At 41.3% G+C, this 17,024-nt stretch carries 13 protein-coding genes; 6 read left to right on the top strand and 7 right to left on the bottom strand.

Translation table 11 applies throughout. The features are described from left to right. Positions 1-29: 29 nt before the first annotated feature. From V7K60_RS20615 to V7K60_RS20600, 4 genes are all read right to left on the bottom strand, one after another. The gene (locus tag V7K60_RS20615; protein WP_334927844.1) at positions 30-371 is read right to left on the bottom strand and encodes a XisI protein; all 342 of its coding nucleotides are present in this window, start codon (positions 369-371) and stop codon (positions 30-32) included. Between the two features lie 183 nt (positions 372-554). Then, positions 555-1,259, bottom strand: a complete 705-nt coding sequence (locus V7K60_RS20610) for a Uma2 family endonuclease (RefSeq protein WP_334927842.1) — start codon at positions 1,257-1,259, stop codon at positions 555-557. A 222-nt stretch (positions 1,260-1,481) separates the two neighbouring features. Continuing rightward, positions 1,482-1,811 (bottom strand): hypothetical protein, encoded by a 330-nt coding sequence (locus tag V7K60_RS20605; protein WP_334927840.1) that lies wholly within the window; start codon positions 1,809-1,811, stop codon positions 1,482-1,484. Positions 1,812-2,136: 325 nt separating this feature from the next. Then, a complete protein-coding gene (locus V7K60_RS20600; protein WP_334927838.1) occupies positions 2,137-4,857 on the bottom strand; it encodes an nSTAND1 domain-containing NTPase in 2,721 nt (906 codons plus the stop codon). Positions 4,858-4,992: 135 nt separating this feature from the next. Here V7K60_RS20600 and V7K60_RS20595 point away from each other — a divergent pair, with 135 nt between their 5' ends. The 5 genes from V7K60_RS20595 to V7K60_RS20575 all read left to right on the top strand — a co-directional run bounded on the left by V7K60_RS20595 (position 4,993) and on the right by V7K60_RS20575 (position 9,675). Beyond that, a complete protein-coding gene (locus V7K60_RS20595) occupies positions 4,993-5,394 on the top strand; it encodes a CU044_2847 family protein (RefSeq protein ID WP_334927836.1) in 402 nt (133 codons plus the stop codon). After that, positions 5,391-6,101 carry a TIGR04283 family arsenosugar biosynthesis glycosyltransferase gene (locus V7K60_RS20590; RefSeq protein ID WP_334927834.1) on the top strand — a complete coding sequence of 237 codons (711 nt, stop codon included), beginning with the start codon at positions 5,391-5,393 and terminating at the stop codon, positions 6,099-6,101. Before V7K60_RS20595 ends, V7K60_RS20590 begins: the two co-directional genes overlap by 4 nt. Before the next feature lie 300 nt (positions 6,102-6,401). Continuing rightward, on the top strand, positions 6,402-7,160 hold the full coding sequence (locus tag V7K60_RS20585) for a TVP38/TMEM64 family protein (RefSeq protein ID WP_334927832.1): 759 nt from the start codon (positions 6,402-6,404) through the stop codon (positions 7,158-7,160). After that, a complete protein-coding gene (locus V7K60_RS20580) occupies positions 7,129-7,902 on the top strand; it encodes a TVP38/TMEM64 family protein (protein WP_334927830.1) in 774 nt (257 codons plus the stop codon). Before V7K60_RS20585 ends, V7K60_RS20580 begins: the two co-directional genes overlap by 32 nt. Positions 7,903-8,124: 222 nt before the next feature. Continuing rightward, positions 8,125-9,675 carry a mercuric reductase gene (locus V7K60_RS20575; protein ID WP_334927828.1) on the top strand — a complete coding sequence of 517 codons (1,551 nt, stop codon included), beginning with the start codon at positions 8,125-8,127 and terminating at the stop codon, positions 9,673-9,675. A gap of 162 nt (positions 9,676-9,837) precedes the next feature. Here the strand turns inward: V7K60_RS20575 and V7K60_RS20570 are convergent, their stop codons facing one another. Next, the gene (locus tag V7K60_RS20570; RefSeq protein WP_334927826.1) at positions 9,838-12,870 is read right to left on the bottom strand and encodes a PA14 domain-containing protein; all 3,033 of its coding nucleotides are present in this window, start codon (positions 12,868-12,870) and stop codon (positions 9,838-9,840) included. A 971-nt stretch (positions 12,871-13,841) separates the two neighbouring features. Between V7K60_RS20570 and mgtE the strand changes: the two genes are divergently transcribed. Beyond that, the gene (gene mgtE, locus V7K60_RS20565; protein WP_334927824.1) at positions 13,842-15,242 is read left to right on the top strand and encodes a magnesium transporter; all 1,401 of its coding nucleotides are present in this window, start codon (positions 13,842-13,844) and stop codon (positions 15,240-15,242) included. Positions 15,243-15,309: 67 nt separating this feature from the next. On the opposite strand, the gene V7K60_RS20560 is transcribed toward mgtE, so the two are convergent. Together V7K60_RS20560 and V7K60_RS20555 are read right to left on the bottom strand one after the other, a co-directional pair. Next, positions 15,310-15,567, bottom strand: coding sequence for a hypothetical protein (locus V7K60_RS20560; protein WP_292731336.1), 258 nt, complete (start codon positions 15,565-15,567; stop codon positions 15,310-15,312). A 203-nt stretch (positions 15,568-15,770) separates the two neighbouring features. Further along, a complete protein-coding gene (locus V7K60_RS20555; protein ID WP_334927822.1) occupies positions 15,771-16,652 on the bottom strand; it encodes an SDR family oxidoreductase in 882 nt (293 codons plus the stop codon). Between the last annotated feature and the right edge of the window lie 372 nt (positions 16,653-17,024).

Below are 17,024 nucleotides of genomic sequence, written 5' to 3'. Positions count from 1 at the left end.
CTCCTTAAATTTGAGTCTGCTTTGCTGCTTTAAACCGTTGCAAACTCAGTGTATTTCCTCACTTCTGGAGGCTGAAAAGCCAAGACAATATCACTAGCAGGAACATTTAAACGCATTAACTCAGTTGCAATTCCTTCTTCAGTCAAATCTTCTTCAATGTAAATTTTTTCATTTTTAATGCGAATATAGACAGAAATTCCTTTAACTCTTTTCCCTTGTTTCCAACCAATATTGAACCACAAATATTGATTTCTCTCATCATCAAACATTAACACTTCATCCACATCAACAACAGTAACTTGTGAAGGTATCGTTTGATACTCTGTTAAAATTTGCTTGAGAGGATGTCTGAAAAGTTTTTTTGTATACACCTAACCCTTGAAGATCCCCCTAAATCCCCCGATAAATTGGGGGACTTTAAGACTCTTATCCCCCCTTTTTAAGGGGAGCCACTTGCTCCACTTGGGGTCTCCCCAAGTGGAGCAAGTGGCGTGGGTTAGGGGGGATCAACAAATATTTGATACTTCTCAGACAACCTCTAAGCCAGGGATAGTTCATAGTAAATTTGGGTCAATTCCTTGTTGTTGTAATCTGGCTAAAAGTTCTTGAAGCTGCTGCTGAGTTTGTTCTAGCTGTTGTTGCTGTTGTACGTTTATTTCTTCTGGAGTTTGGTATCTGTTACCATCTTGGTCATACCAAAATAGCCATTCTCGTGTTCTTCCTTGATAAGTACCCTGTTCTCGTCCAATCCCTAAACCAATTTCTGGCATCCAAATTTGATCGCCGAGTTGTAAAATATAGTTACCTTCAACTAAGCGATAAACTTCTAAACGTTGACGCTTACGACGTAGCCGCGTTGGTGCATAAATCACATAATATAAGATGCCTAATTGAGCATAGTCTATTTTCTTTTGTTCATATTCGCCATTGTAGGTTTGAGAAACCACCTCTAAAGCTAAAATGGGCGTAATCCCTTCTTCTTCCCAGAAAACGTAACTAGAACGTCCGTTTTCTCCAACAAAACGTTCAACACCTAAACTCAAAAACCCATCGGGGACTATAGCAGGTTGTAATGGTGTATAGTAAATTCCCATGTTGATACCGAAAAACCAGTCATCACGGGTTTGCCAAATCGAGGCTAAGATGGCTAACAATAAATTAGGAATTAATATTTGTAGTTCGTTATCCACAGGGGTATCATCAGAATCTGGTAATTCCGCCGATGAAGGTAGGCAGTCTAAGGGATTGTAATTATACATAATACTTGGTGGTTGACAGTTATCAGTTAATAGTCATCAGTAAACGGTTAACCATTTTGATGAAAGCAATACTTTTTGATATAGTTTAACCGCCTGTGTTTGATTATTTTCACAGCTCATTTGTCCCCATTGATTTAAGGGTAACTCAGGTTAAATATGATATTAGTTATTGCAAACACTACTATTATTACTTTTGGAGGACTAACGGGTTTACTTTTGACATCAGGGTTGGTTTTTATTTGCTGCGATCGCTCTTTGATGCCATTTTTTCAGATTAGATGCAGAGTTGGCAAAAGTGGCTTCAGGGTTAACAGGAGTGACTTCAAAGTTGGCAAAAGTGGCTTCAGGGTTAACAGGAGTGACTTCAGGGTTGACAGAAGTAGCTTCAGAGTTTGTGGGAGTGACTTCAGGGTTTGCGGGAGTGGCTTCAGGGTTGACGGGAGTGACTTCAGAGTTGGCGGGAGTGACTTCAGGGTTGACGGAAGTGGCTTCAGGGTTGGCGGGAGTGACTTCAGGGTTGGCGGAAGTGGCTTCAGGGTTGACAGGAGTCACTTCAGGCGATCGCTTAATTATAAAAACTCATTGCCAGCAAAGCAATCTTGAAAAGAGCGAGTGCTATGTAACACCATTTTTTCAGACTAGATGCAGGGTTTGTCTTTGTTTGGTGTGATCGCTTAATTATAAAAACTCATTGCGAGCGATGCAATCTCTAAGTCTTGTGAGCTTTACTCGCTTTGACAAATAAATCTTTTGGTTTTACTCATAGACGCAAAAAAGATTGCAAAACAACTACTTTTAGTCGATTAATGATGTAGAAAAAGTTTGCCGAAAGTTGCATCGCAGGATTGGGTAAAAATGAAAACGCAATCCAAAGTATTCATTTAGTTGGTTCTGGTGGTAAACCGAGCTTGGCACGAAAATCCTCGTCATATTTTGCCTTCTCCCAACCATCAGCAGATTTAACTTGTTCAGGAGTAAAATTTTTGGCATTGCTAAGGTAGGCACTTCTGAAGTTGGCATAGCTGAGGTCGGCATAGCTGAGGTCGGCATTACCGAGGATGGCATAGCTGAAGTTGGCACCGCTGAGGTCGGCAGCGCTGAGGTCGGCACCGATGAGGTTGACATTACTGAGGTTGACATTACTGAGGTCGGCAACGCTGAGGTTGGCATTAATGAGGATGGCACCGCTGAGGTTGGCATTACTGAGGTTGGCATTACTAAAGTTGGCACTGCTGAGGTTGGCACCGATGAGGTTGGCACCGATGAGGTTGGCACCCCTGAGGTTGGTACCGCTGAAATTTTTATTAGCTAAACTCTCACCAGCTTGGACTAGTTTTTCAAGTGCTTGAATTCTTGCCTGACTATACTCTTTACCCTTAACAGTATCGAGAGTCTGCCAAAGTAGATTTATCTCAATCTGTTTTATAACTCCTGGAGTCACATATATAAGGAAAATTAATGGAAGAATTAAAGAAAAACCAATAAACTGCAAGCTATCATTCCGCTTTTGTCTGCTACTTGCTTGAATAAACTCTTCAGCCTGGTTGGATAATCTTAAACTTTCAGCTTGTTCTTTTTGAAAAATCTTTGCATCTGTCAAGCGTTTCCCCTGAAACAGGTAATCTTTCACCTTCCCTCTATCCCGCCATTCAGCCGCCGCCGCTTCAATTTTCCGCTTTTGTCGCAGTATATCCCGACTTTCCTCAATCCATTTGCGTAATAGCAACCAATGGCGAATCAGTGCTTCATGTGCCACATCTACCACAGCAATTTGATTAGATAAGGTACTGGTGACAACTACCTTCTCATCAGCTAACCGTTGAATTACTTTATTAATCACAACTTCTGAATACTGCGAACTAACTAAATCTCGCTGCACAACCTGTCTACGAGTATCTTCTGTTCCTTCTCCTAACTGCGTCAATTCTAAAAAAATCCGCTTTGTTGCTTGCTGTTCCTCAAGTGATAATGACTCATAAACTTCTGTAGCGCGTGTTTGCAGGGTTCCCCTGACTCCACCTAGTTTGCTATAGGTAGTCAAGGTTAACCGTTCTTCAGTTCTTTGCTGCCATAGTTCTGTCAGCGTGTACTGCAACAACGGTAAACTTCCTGGCGAATTTTCTACATCTGCAATCATTTGAGAAACTAATTCCGGTTCTACTGCTAAGTTCACCTGTTCAGCAGGTTTGATAATTGCTGTTTCTAATTCCTCCCGAATCATCGGTGTTACTGTTACTAAATGCTCTTGAATTTTCTTAGCTAGTCCGCCATACTCTTGTTCGAGACATTTGCCAAAAAAATCAGCCCGCATTGTGATTATTAGGCAGAGTTTATTGTCATTCCGTTGCAAAGCACCTAGTAAACATGCAAAAAACTGCTGTCGCTTTGTAATGTCTTGACATTGAGTAAAAGCTTCCTCAAACTGATCTACCACTAGCACTATGCGCTGAGTTTGTGCAGCAGTAATCAACTGTCCTAAACCAACTGCGCCTTTGGCAATTAATTCTTCAGCTTTTGCTAATTGTGACGCGCGTTCAATATCTGATAATTCTGATTCTACAAATGCCAGTGCTAAATTTTGTAAGGGGTTAATCCCTGGTCGAAATATTTTAAACTGCCAAGTATCGCTACCTGATAACCTGCGTCCTAACTTTAATTGATAAAGTAAACCCGCTCTCACAACACTAGACTTACCACTTCCTGATGCTCCCAACACAGCGAGGAAGTTACCAGAGCGCACTTTTTCTAATAATTCGTCGGTTAACGCTGTTCTGCCATAAAATAAGTTGGCATCTGCTTCTGTGCAATCAAAATAAGACAATCCTTTGTAAGGACAAATAGCTGATATCTGTACTGTGGAGTTAACAGGAGAGGAATTCCATTTGCGGGTGAGATTAATTGCTTCACCAGAGTTAGCAAAAATGGGACGCTGGGGGAAGGGGTGATGTTCTTGATTGAGCAAGTCTACTAAAGTGTAGTTACTCACCCAACGGTCTTGTTTTGGTTCCAAACCTTTCAGCAGTGCAGCAGTTAGTACGCTGTGTTGGCTGTTAATATCTTCAAAAGCGACTTCAAAATCACGAGAAGCCGCAATAAAACACCTGTCTCTCCCTTTACCCCGATCGCCTGGATCTGCCTCTGCAAAATTTAGCACCTCTCCGCTATAGCAGCAATCCAAAATCACAATTTGTTGTCTTACTTCACTTTCTTGCAGCAGTCGTCGCAGCCATTGTAGAGATAATCCCCAATTACCCGCATCGGGGTTAACTTCACTCGTCGCTAAATAACCTTCCTGAATCCCTAGATTTTTCCGCAATCCATGACCGGAAAAATAGAGTAGCGCTGTGTCTGGTGGCTTCCCATCTGGCTTAAATAATTGGACGATCGCTCTTTCTAACTGAGTTAAACTAACTTTAGTTTGCTTACCAATGCGAATTGTCTCATTTTCCTTGTCTTTGACTGCTGGTAGCCGCGTTACCCGAAATTCCCCATATTGTTGTAAGATTTGAGCGATCGCTTCACCATCGGCAGCTGGTGCGTTGAAACTCTTTAAGCGGTCATACGTATTAATTCCCACCACCAAAGCGTCTCGACTCATCCTGCAAAGCCCTATGATAGTTGTGCCGAATTATTTCCAGCTTCTACAAGAAATTTACCGCATTTTCCGTAAAAATTTGTAGGTTAGCACAGATGGGCTACCCTACACGCAATTCTTTTAGGCGAGATTTATCCCATGACTCAACTCACACCTATTCAGTTAGAAGATGGCACGATTATTTACATTGAAGCCACAGATAATGTAGATGCTTTGCCAGTCATTACCGAAGTTTCTCCAGAGGGAGAAGAAGAAGCACTAATTGATAAGGGATGGGATGCTGATGCTGCACAAAAACAGATAGTGCAAAATTTCCAAGCAATTGAAGGTACAATTCGGGCTTACACTGTTTATTCACTTAATGCTTTTAAGAAAATCCCTGTTGCTAATATTGATAAAGTCACTCTAGAATTTGGCATCAAAGTTGGCGGTGAAGCAGGTATACCTTACGTAACTAAAGGCACGGCTGAAAGTAATCTTAAGGTAACGGTAGAGTGTTCATTTCCTGACCAACCGGAAAAGAAAACTCAGCAATCATGAGTGAGAGTATTGACGCAGCCAAAATTTCGATTATTATTCCGGCTATTAATGAAGCGGGGAATATTAAAAAAGCCATTGCTACTACTCAAGCCAATCTAAATATAGAAGTCATTGTAGTCGATGGTGGCTCTAGTGATGATACTGTAGCGATCGCTCAGTCTTTAAATGTCAAAGTTATCTCATCATTTCCCGGTCGTGCTGTGCAAATGAACGCGGGTGCTATAGCGGCTAGCGGTGAGATTCTGCTATTTCTCCATGCAGACACTCGTTTACCTGCTGCGTTTGATGAAATGATTTGCACAGCGCTACAACAACCTGGGACTGTGGCTGGTGCATTTAAGTTGCGGATTGATGCGTCACTTTTAAGTTTACGATGGGTAGAGTGGGGGGTAAATGTGCGATCGCATTTTTATCAAATGCCCTATGGCGACCAAGCAATTTTTTTAACAAAGGAAGTATTTCAGCAAATAGGCAGTTTTCCCGAATTGCCCATCATGGAAGACTTTGAACTCATGCGTCGTTTAAAACGCATCGGACGCGTTGTAATTATTCCCACACCAGTTGTCACCTCAGCTCGTAGATGGTTGCAAAAGGGAGTATTGAAAACTACCTTACTTAATCAAATAGTAATTATTGCTTATTTGCTCGGCGTTTCACCTGAGCGAATTTGTAGCTGGTATCGCCGAGAAAAATTTAAGAGGCTTTAAGCTGTTTCTCATGTAGTTAGTATATCTTAGTGGCATTAGATTCGACGTGTAATACCAATTGGAAAAAAGAATGCGACAAATAGACCATTTGTAGAGACGCGATTCATCGCGTCTTCACCCAAGGATGTGTTGCAATCATTAATTGTAATTGGTATAAGTTTCAAAGTTGAGCTTCAGAAGGTCAACATCAAGCCTTAGAAGGTCAACAATGAGCTTCAGAAGGTCAACATCGAGCTTCAGAAGGTCAACATCGAGCTTCAGAAGGTCAACATCGAGCTTCTGAGGGTGAAACTTATAAAAATGAACAAGCGTTTATTAAATTCCAAACTCAAACTATTACTCCTAAGTTGCCTGATTGTCACTCTCATAATTGCTGCTAAACAGTTAAACTTTCAGGGACTTTTACAAACCTTAGTCATTTGGGTTCACAGTCTTGGTGCTTCAGGGCCTATTGCCTACATAGTTATTTACAACTTGGCAACATTACTGTTTATACCGGGTTCTCTCCTAACTCTCAAAGGTGGTTGTCTGTTTGGAGTATTTTGGGGTTCAATATATGTGCTAATTGCTGCAACAATCGGAGCAACCTTGGCTTTTCTCATTGGACGCTACCTGTCGCGCGATTGGGTTTCTCGACAAATGGAAAAACATCCTAAATTTAAAGCGATTGATTTAGCAGTTGCTAAAGAAGGATGGAAAATTGTTTTGCTAACTCGTCTCTCACCTATCTTTCCCTTCAATTTATTAAATTATGCTTTTGGGATAACACAGGTTTCTCTCAAAGACTATATATTAGGTTCTTTCGGCATTATTCCCGGTACTGTAATGTACGTTTATATTGGTTCTTTAGCTGGTAATCTTGCCATGATTAACACCTCTCATCAACCAATTACTCCAGAAACTCAAGTCTGGCAATGGATAATGCGAGTAGTTGGATTGATTGCTACCGTTGCTGTAACTGTGTATATCACAAAAATTGCTCAGAAAGCATTAACTCAAAGTATGGCAATAGAAGAAATCACAACCCATGAAAAAACTAATAATCATTCAGATATTTAAAAGTATTGATGCCAGAAACTTGCAGGAGTTTTTTAGTCTCAGTGTATTAATATTACTAATATTGGCGGGCAGTTTCTCATTAAACACAGACCCGGTTTTGGCACAAGAATCGGCAAATTCAAATTCTTTCAATCCCCAAGCAATTTTACGCGAAGCCTTGCAGTGGATTGATAGCCTGGGTGCGCTGGGAGCCATAGCTTTTATTGCTCTTTATATTATCGCTACTGTTGCTTTTTTCCCAGGTTCTATTCTCACCTTGGGATCTGGTGTAATTTTTGGCGCAGTTTGGGGTTCTCTCTACGTGTTTATCGGTGCAACCCTTGGCGCTACTGCTGCTTTTCTGGTTGGACGTTATTTAGCAAGGGGTTGGGTTGCTGGTAAAATCGCAGATAACAAAAAATTTGCCGCCATTGACCAAGTGGTAGGTAAAGAAGGATTAAAAATTGTCCTGTTAACGCGACTGTCCCCGATATTTCCTTTCAATTTGCTCAACTATGCCTTTGGCATCACGGGAGTTTTACTTCAAGATTACTTCATCGGCTCTCTAGGCATGATTCCTGGAACCATCATGTATGTTTATATTGGTTCCCTTGCAGGTAATCTGGCGATGATTGGCACTGAGGCTCAACCTACCAACCCGACTTTACAATGGGCAATTCGCATTTTAGGTTTGTTTGCGACAGTCGCCGTTACAGTTTATATAACCCGGATTGCACGCAAAGCTTTAGAAGAGGAATTGTAAGGGGGGACAGATATATGGCCTTACTGTGGTCTATTAAACTGCAAATTGCTGTAAATTATTGATTGATCAAACGTTTATATAGAAAAGCTTCAATCGTATCTGTCAATTCCCAAACGGACAAAACAATTCAAAGGCTGTATTCCTTATTAAACAACCATAAAAAATAAAAGACTGAGCCGCCTAAATTAATCGGGATTCTTAATTTTAAAAGAGGTTTTGCCAATGACCAATTCAGATTTAGAGATAGTCACAGTTCGCCCAATGGATGAGTATAATCAAAAGTTGGTGTCTTCCGTCCATCCGCCAAATTGGGTTAATCCTCAACCCGCCGATGTTTACGACTTGGTAGTAATTGGTGCTGGTACGGCGGGATTAGTCGTGGCGGCGGGTGCTGCGGGACTAGATTTGGGTTTAAAGGTAGCGTTGATTGAAAAGCATCTCATGGGTGGAGATTGCTTAAATGTTGGTTGCGTACCATCTAAAACGATTATTCGGTCTGCCCGCGTCGTTGGCGAAATCTGGGATGCTAAAGGTTTGGGAGTTAATATTCCCCAACATAATATTGATGTTGATTTTTCCAAAGTTATGGCCAGGATGCGGCGAATCAGGGCTGATATCAGCCATAATGACTCGGCGGAACGGTTTCAAAACTTGGGTGTCGATGTCTTTTTGGGTAGCGGTCGATTTGCAAGTAAAAATACCGTCGAAGTTGGCGACAAAACCCTCAAGTTTAAAAAAGCTGTGATTGCAACTGGCACAAGACCTGCACAACTGTCGATTCCGGGAATTGAACAGGCGGGTTATCTAACTAATGAGACGGTTTTTTCGCTGATTCAACGACCGGAACATTTGGCGGTGATTGGTGGCGGCCCCATTGGTTGCGAATTAGCGCAGGCTTTCCGACGTTTGGGTTGTGAGGTAGTGCTTTTCCATAGCGGTTCTCATCTCCTGAACAAAGAAGACGCTGAAGCCGCTAATATTCTCCAAAAGGTTTTGATTAACGAAGGAATTCGCGTAGTACTCAATTCCAAGTTGGAAGAAGTGGTAACTGTCACCCAGGGGAAACGGCTTTATTTTTCCACCAATGGTCATCGAGATTCGGTGACAGTCGATGAAATTTTAGTCGGTGCGGGGCGATCGCCAAATGTGGAAGGTTTGAATTTAGAATCAGTGGGGGTGGAATACGACAAGCACCAAGGCGTGAAGGTAAATGATTATCTCCAGACGACCAATCCCAAAATTTATGCAGCTGGCGATATCTGCATGAACTGGAAGTTTACCCATGCAGCTGATGCAGCAGCACGGATTGTAATTAAGAATACCCTGTTTTCTCCCTTTGGCTTGGGACGCACCAAACTTAGTAGTTTGGTAATGCCGTGGGTAACTTATACTGACCCAGAAATTGCCCACGTAGGGTTATCCGAACATGAGGCGCAGAAATTGGGTATTGAAGTGACGACAATCAACATACCTTTTAGTAGTGTAGATCGAGCGATCGCAGATGGTGAAGAGTTAGGATTTCTCAAAATCCACCATAAAAAAGGGTCTGATGAAATTATCGGTGCAACTATTGTCGCCAGTCACGCGGGTGAGATGATTTCAGAAGTGACTACGGCAATGGTGAATAAGATTGGTTTGAGCAAGTTAAGCAGTGTAATTCATCCTTATCCCACTCAAGCCGAAGCTATTAAAAAAGCAGCTGATGCTTATCGTCGAACCCTCTTAACATCAAATACCAAAAAATTGTTGGGATTTCTGACAAAGTTATCTTAAGCAAAATCAGCGAACGGTCGGATAACTGTTCGCTGATAACTGATAATTTCTATGTCATCTCTAAACCAATACGTTTGGGTTAAGGATAATTGGTCTTTCAAGACGCGAAAAATCGCGTCTTGACATCAAGGTTTTGTTGCTGATTCTAAACTGTATTTATCTCTAAACAGGTCGGAAACGATCAATCTCGCCTCCAGTCAAGTTTGCGTAATACAGATTACCATCAGGGCCAGTAGTAATTTGTGTAGGCAGTCCTAGATTAGGCCTGTCTGCTTGGGAAGCAAACCGCTTAACTGAGGCAACTTTGCCCTGACTATCTAATATCAAAGCATCGATAGTTCCTTGACTGAAATCACCAATGAATAAGGCATTTTGATAGATTGAAGGGAAAGTATTACCTGTATAAAAGTCACCCACGAGGATCGAATTAGAACCAAAATGCTTGTAAGTGTACAATGGTTCTGTAACAGTTGAGCCACTATTATAGAAGGCTTTTGCTGCATCTAAAGTAGCGTAGGATGGTTGTTTTAGACTGATGGTATTACCATTTGCATCAAGGCCACCTTCATAGAATGGCCAGCCAAAGTTAGCCCCTGGTTTTCCGACATTGACTTCTTCGTAAGTACCTAAGCCAACATCACCAATTACGGGGGTATTGGTCTTCTTATCAATTGTGAAACGGAAGGGATTACGCAGACCTAAGTCATAAACTTTGGAAATATTGCTATCGGCGTCACCGTTGTAGAAAGGATTGCTTGATAAGCCTTGACCAGTAATCGGGTCAATCCGCAGAATCTTGCCGGACAGATTATTCTTATCCTGGACGCGAATTGCTCGGGGGTCTATCCCATTGTAGGAAGTACCATCTCCTAAGCTAACAAACAGAGAACCATCAGTACCAAAACGCACAGAACCAACTGAGTGAGATTCACTATCATTGGCTATAAAATTCTGGATATTTTGGACTTTATCGAGATTATTAAGATAATCCTGCAAACTGGTAAACGGCTTACCAGTATCTTTGTTAAGAATTCCTGATGGTGCATAGCCAAGTGAGACATTTGTACTATTTCCATCTGGCTTGTTAATATTCGCCCAAGTGCCATTTGTGCCGAGTAGCACAACTTCGCTGCCAGCAATAGCAGTAGTGTAATTAGTGTTGGGATCAGCCTTAAAGCGACTTAGCCGTGCAGTACGATTTCCATTCTGGTCAGGATCGTCCAATGTGCTATTGGGATTGTTCTTGGGATTGTTTACACTAGTTTCTGGTGGATCGTAGGTATACAACAGGTAAACATAGTTGTTGCCGTTTGGACTTTTGCCAAAATCTGGATGTACGGCAATGCCTAATAGACCGCGATCGCGCGTATCATTTACCTGTCCGCGAATATCAGTAAATGGTGTTGATAATAAGGTACCGTTTTTCATGACTCGCACTACCCCATTTTTCTGGGCAATGAACATGCTGTTACCATCAGGTGTCCATTCAAAAGCTGTGGGTTGATTCAAACCAGAAGTTACTGTATCTAAAGCAAAGTTACCAGAGTCATTATCAATAATAGTGATACTTGTCTGTTGATTTGTTAGCTGCACTCCAACTGGGTTACTGAACTTCAAAGCAAATGTTTCATTTGATTCCCCAACATTGTCATTAAGAATGGGGATAACAATGGTGTTGCTGGTTTGTCCAGCTACAAAACTCAAGCTTCCAGATACAGTCTGGTAGTCAGATCCAGCTTTAGCAGTCCCATCTTGGGTTATGTAGTTGACGCTAGCAGCCGCCGAAGCGTTGCCCCGTGTAACTGTCACCTTAGCAGTACCATCACCCTCATTAACTACTGGCTGACTGAAATCGAGGCCGGAGCGATCGTTGTCTTGAATCGTAATTGAGAGAGTTCTTTGGACTCCTAGTGTTGCCCCCTCTGCTTGATCGATGACAAAATTAAAGGTTTCATCTGCTTCTATTGAGGAATCATCATTGATCGGAATGGACACCTGTGTGCTGCTTTGTCCCGGTGCAAAAATAAGTGTTCCAGCACTTTCAACGCCTTCATTCCCATAGTCAACTCCTTTTGTAGCAGTATTAGCTATAGTCGCATACTTGATTGAAGACGTACTACTTACATCTCCGCTTCTAAGTATTTTAACGGTAACACTATCACTGCCTTCGTTCACAGTCATCGAAGACGAGCCTAAGGTGATAGTGGTCTGAAGAAGTGGTGAATAAAGTTGAGACTGAGGAATGATTTCTTTGGCCTGAGAGGTGCTTGACCAACGCAGTTGAGAAACGGCATTGCCTTGATTTTCGTAGTACTCAAGTTTAATATCGTACTTCTGACCTGCAACCAATGCGATCGAGCCAGCGGATTCGGTGGCAGGTTGATCGATAAACTTATCGATGATTTGTTGACCATTCACCCACAGTCGCACACCATCATCAGCAGTGGTGTAGAACTTGTAAGTTTCACTGTACTTGGCTTCTACCTGACCTGTCCACCGCACTGAGAAGGTATCTGCATCAATCGACGGAGCGGGAGAATCAGCGCGCCAGTTAAAGTTCACCGTCGGATCTGTGCTAGTTACCTTCAGGTTAGTGAAGTTAATGTTGTCGTAGTACTCTCCTTTAAGTCCATTGCCACTACTAGGTGTGCTGACATTACTATACAGTTGGGACTGGGGAATGATTTCCTTCGCCTGAGAGGTACTTGACCAACGCAGTTGAGAAACGGCATTGGATTTATTTTCATAGTACTCAAGTTTAATATCGTACTTTTGACCTGCAACCAATGCGATCGAGCCAGTGGATTCGGTGGCAGGTTGATCGATAAACTGATTGATGATTTGTTGACCATTCACCCACAGTCGCACACCATCATCAGCAGTGGTGTAGAACTTGTAAGTTTCGCTGTACTTGGCTTCTACCTGACCTGTCCAGCGCGCTGAGAAGGTATCTGCACCAATCGACGGATCGGGAGAACTAGCGCGCCAGTTAAAGTTCAACGTTGGGTCTGTACGAGTTACCTTCAGGTTGGTGAAGTCGATGTTGTCGTAATACTCTGCCTTGAGTCCATCTCCTTGAGAGAGTAGGCTAGACCGAGCAGAAATGCTGGTTTGTCCCTGATCAATACTTTCTAGAGATGATTTAGTAGTAATTACTGGACTTACAGATGTTGATAAGTTTTGATTTGATGCCATAATTAATGTTTCAGGATTAGTTTTGCATTGATGAATATTTTCAACAAAGAATGCATCATAAAGCTTGAGATAGATATATTAATAAGCTCATCATTGATTGACCTATAAATATATATATTTAGTAATTGCTAATTATGAATAACTAGTTGAAGAACATATTAGTCTTTGTTTTATTTCAACAAATTTCTGAATTCTTGAGAGCCTCTAATCTCACTGATGTGTAGATGCATATTCGTTGAGGCAAGCGATGCTCAAGAAAAGCAGGTACATACGTAATTAGTCAAATTCAATAACTTTACATAGATTACTTAAGTATTCTTTTACTTCTACATATTTGACAATAGATCGCAGTGTTATGTCTATCTTGTTTATGGAACTTTGTTTAAATATTCACATTGATATATCCTTATTTAAAGGAATATAAAAGTTTTGATGATTTTTAAATAAAAATTGCCAAAGTACCGGATAATTTAATGTGTTTTATTTACAGATTTATTAACTATATAAAAATTTGGTAAAGAAAAATTTTAATATTTAAAGATTTGAACAATTAATATTTATCTATACTTCATTTTGACTATTACTTTACGTATTTTTACCAGAACCAGCAGAAATATAGTAATAACCTAAAATCAGTGGAGCAAAAACTTTTGCAAGAGCCTCACCATTCATGCATTTAAGCTAGGAAACACAATCCGCTGGAATCAAGAAATAATCGTACTTTTTGAGTAACTTTGTTGCGGGTGGATTATCCTGCGAATCGCTACGCGACAGTTTCTCCATGAGAGGCTACGCCAACGAGACGCCGCGAGCAAAGAATTGTCAGCGTCCAAAACCCTACTCTTTGGTTCATTTACAAAAGTTTTCAATTTACTCCAAGTCAGAAAAATTACAAGTTTGACGTTGCACATCCCACTTTCCCCTAGACTAGGGGCAGCAACCTTGTTCAAACTGGCTGAGGAAAGTGGACTTTGACTGAGACAAACAATTTAAACTCTACCATCCAGAATCTCTCACGCAGGGAATTGCGAGATTTAGTGCGGACTCAGCTGCAAATGCTCCTGGAAGCAGGAGACTTGCAGGGAGCAAAATCTATTCTCGTACCCGTGCAGCCTGCGGATATCGCCGAGGCGATTGAGGGTTTACCAGAAGCAATGCACGCTTTGGCTTTTCGCTTGCTTTCTAAGGATGAGGCGATCGAAGTTTATGAATATCTCGACTACAGTGTTCAAGAACGGTTAATTGAAGAACTAAAAAGCCAGGAAGTCTGCGATATTGTCGATCAAATGTCGCCGGATGACCGAGCTAGGTTATTTGATGAATTACCGGCGAAAGTTGTCAATCGCTTGCTAGAACAACTGAGTCCAGCAGAACGTCAAGCTACAGCCCAACTATTGGGTTATGAAGCTGATACAGCTGGGCGAATTATGACGCTAGAGTTAATCTCGCTGAAAGAAAACTTGACAGTATCTCAAGCTCTAGAGCGAATTCGCAACTTAGCTAATGCCAGTGAGATGATTTATTATCTTTATGTCATGGATGCAGCAAGACGCTTAACGGGGATTGTATCGTTGCGGGAATTAGTAACGTCTCAGCCTGAGCAAATTATTGGCGAAATTATGACCCGTGATGTGGTGTTTGTCTACACTGATACAGACCAAGAAGAAGTTGCAAGATTAATCCAAAGATATGATTTTTTGGCTGTGCCTGTGGTGGATCGAGAACAGCTTTTAGTAGGCATTGTTACGGTGGATGATGTGATTGATATTCTACAACAAGAAACCACCGAGGATATCTATGCCTTGGGTGGTGGTGTGCAGTCGGGGGGCGACAATTATTTTCAAATGAATTTGCTGGAAATTGCTCGGAAGCGAGTTGTCTGGTTATTGGTCTTACTTGTAACCAATACCGTCACAGGCACAATTATTAAGTCGCAAGAGGATCTTTTAGCAAAAGTTGTCACACTGACGGCCTTTATCCCCTTGTTGACTGGTACTGGGGGTAATGTAGGCGCTCAATCTTCCACAGTGGTGATTCGCGGGATGAACACCGATGAAATCCGATCGCTTGGTGCATTGCAGGTAATCGGCCGGGAAGCGATCGCTGGGGCATTATTGGGAGGAATGTTAGGTACGATCGCTACTGTCTGGGCTTATTTTCTGCAAGGACGATTAGAAGTAGCGATCGCTGTAGGCACTAGTTTGGTAGCTATTTCTATTTTAGCTTCGATCTCCGGTTCAGCACTGCCATTTCTATTTCGCTATCTGCGTTTAGATCCGGCATTAATGTCAGCACCATTTATTACCACAGCAGTTGATGTCGTAGGCGTTTTGATTTATTTCAATTTGGCGCGGGTAATTTTAAAGTTATGAAAAGAGTCATTAGTGAATAACACACTACAAATGACAAAAGACAAAGGACAAATGACTAACTTAACTTTTACAATTCTGATTCTGTATCTGGAGCAACAATTTCGCCAGTACCTAATTGCAGTATCAAGTCCTGCTCAGTAATCAATCCGCTGAGTTCCTTCACTTGTAAATTCATTTCTTCACAAGCTTGTCTGAGTTCTTGGGCAAATTTATTCAGGTCTTGACCATAGCCACATTGATAAGCAGCGGTTTCAATCCCTTGTTTGGCATTTGCTCTAGCACAATCTACTAATTCTGTGCCATGCAGTGGTGTAAGAGATGCCATAGACGTAGTTATTATTTATTAAATGTACGCTGTTAGACAGATTATCAATATTTCGACATTAAATCATCCCTCCAATGGATGACCATGAGGGTAGAGTTATAAGTTTAGAATTAGGAGTTAAAAATTAAAAGTTGTAAGTTTAAAATATATTGTTTATAACTCTTAATTCCTAACTCTTCACTCATAACTCATAACTATTTTAATTACCCATTGACAACATCTCCACCATTGACATGTAACACTTGTCCAGAGACATAAGAACTATCATCAGAGGCTAAATATACGTAGCTAGGAGCAACTTCTTCAGGTTGTCCAGCTCGTTCCATTGGTACTTGTTTCCCAAAAGTTTCAACTTTCTCTTCGGGAAAAGTTGAGGGAATTAAAGGTGTCCAAATTGGCCCTGGCGCGACAGCATTAACGCGAATTCCTTTTGATACCAAATTTTTTGATAAGGAGCGAGTAAAAGCAACGATCGCACCTTTTGTAGAGGAGTAATCTAATAGTTGTGGACTACCTTTATAAGCTGTTACCGATGTGGTATTGATGATAGAACTGCCCGCTTGCAAATGCTTGAGTGCAGCTTTAGTCAGGAAAAACATCGAGAAGATATTAGTGCGGAAAGTTCGCTCTAGTTGTTCTTCAGTGATTTCTTCAATACTTTCTTTTGGATGTTGTTCAGCAGCGTTGTTGATGAGAATATCAAGTTTGCCAAATTCACCAACTGTTTGTTGGATGGCTTGCTGACAAAAAGTTTCATTGCCAATATCACCTGCGATGGTTACTGCACGACGCCCTTGTTTTTCTACCAAATGTTTTGTTTCTTTGGCATCATCGTGTTCGTTAAGGTAAAGAATAGCCACATCTGCACCTTCTTTTGCAAATGCGATCGCAACAGCACGACCAATCCCACTATCTGCACCCGTAATCAATGCTACTTTATCTTGTAACTTACCACTACCCCGATACTGAGCATCATCTGCTTTGGGTTTTGGTGTCATTTCTGATTCAACACCTGGTGTTTCTTGCTCCTGTGGCGGTTGTAATTTTTGCTCTTTTTTCTCTTTTTGCTCTTTTGATTTAGCCATCTGTTTTACCTTGATAATTGTATATTGAATGGGGCATTGGGCATTGGGAATTGAGAATTAGTTAGATTCCATCTTTCGCATTTCTCCTATTCCCTATTTCATAAATAAACCTTGGATCGAAAATTCAACCCAAGGTTTATTTTTTGCTTTGACTCTCACTAGCAATTTGCAATTTTAGGCATTTCTATCCTGGATGTTTGCCAAATTTACTTATTCCTAGCAACTGTACGCAACTTAGATTATTTATCCTCACACCTGACTATGAGAATAAGTACACAAGTCTATATGATGAGTAATTTATCTTTCTCATCTACCTTCAAATTAACTATTATATTGCTGTACTTTATCGCCCCCTAGAGGTAAAGTAAGCTG

Origin of the sequence: Nostoc sp. (assembly GCF_036917555.1) — a bacterium.
Taxonomy (GTDB): Bacteria; Cyanobacteriota; Cyanobacteriia; order Cyanobacteriales; family Nostocaceae; genus Nostoc.
Note: the sequence above shows the minus strand (reverse complement) of the source record. Positions and strands in the feature narration are given on the sequence as shown.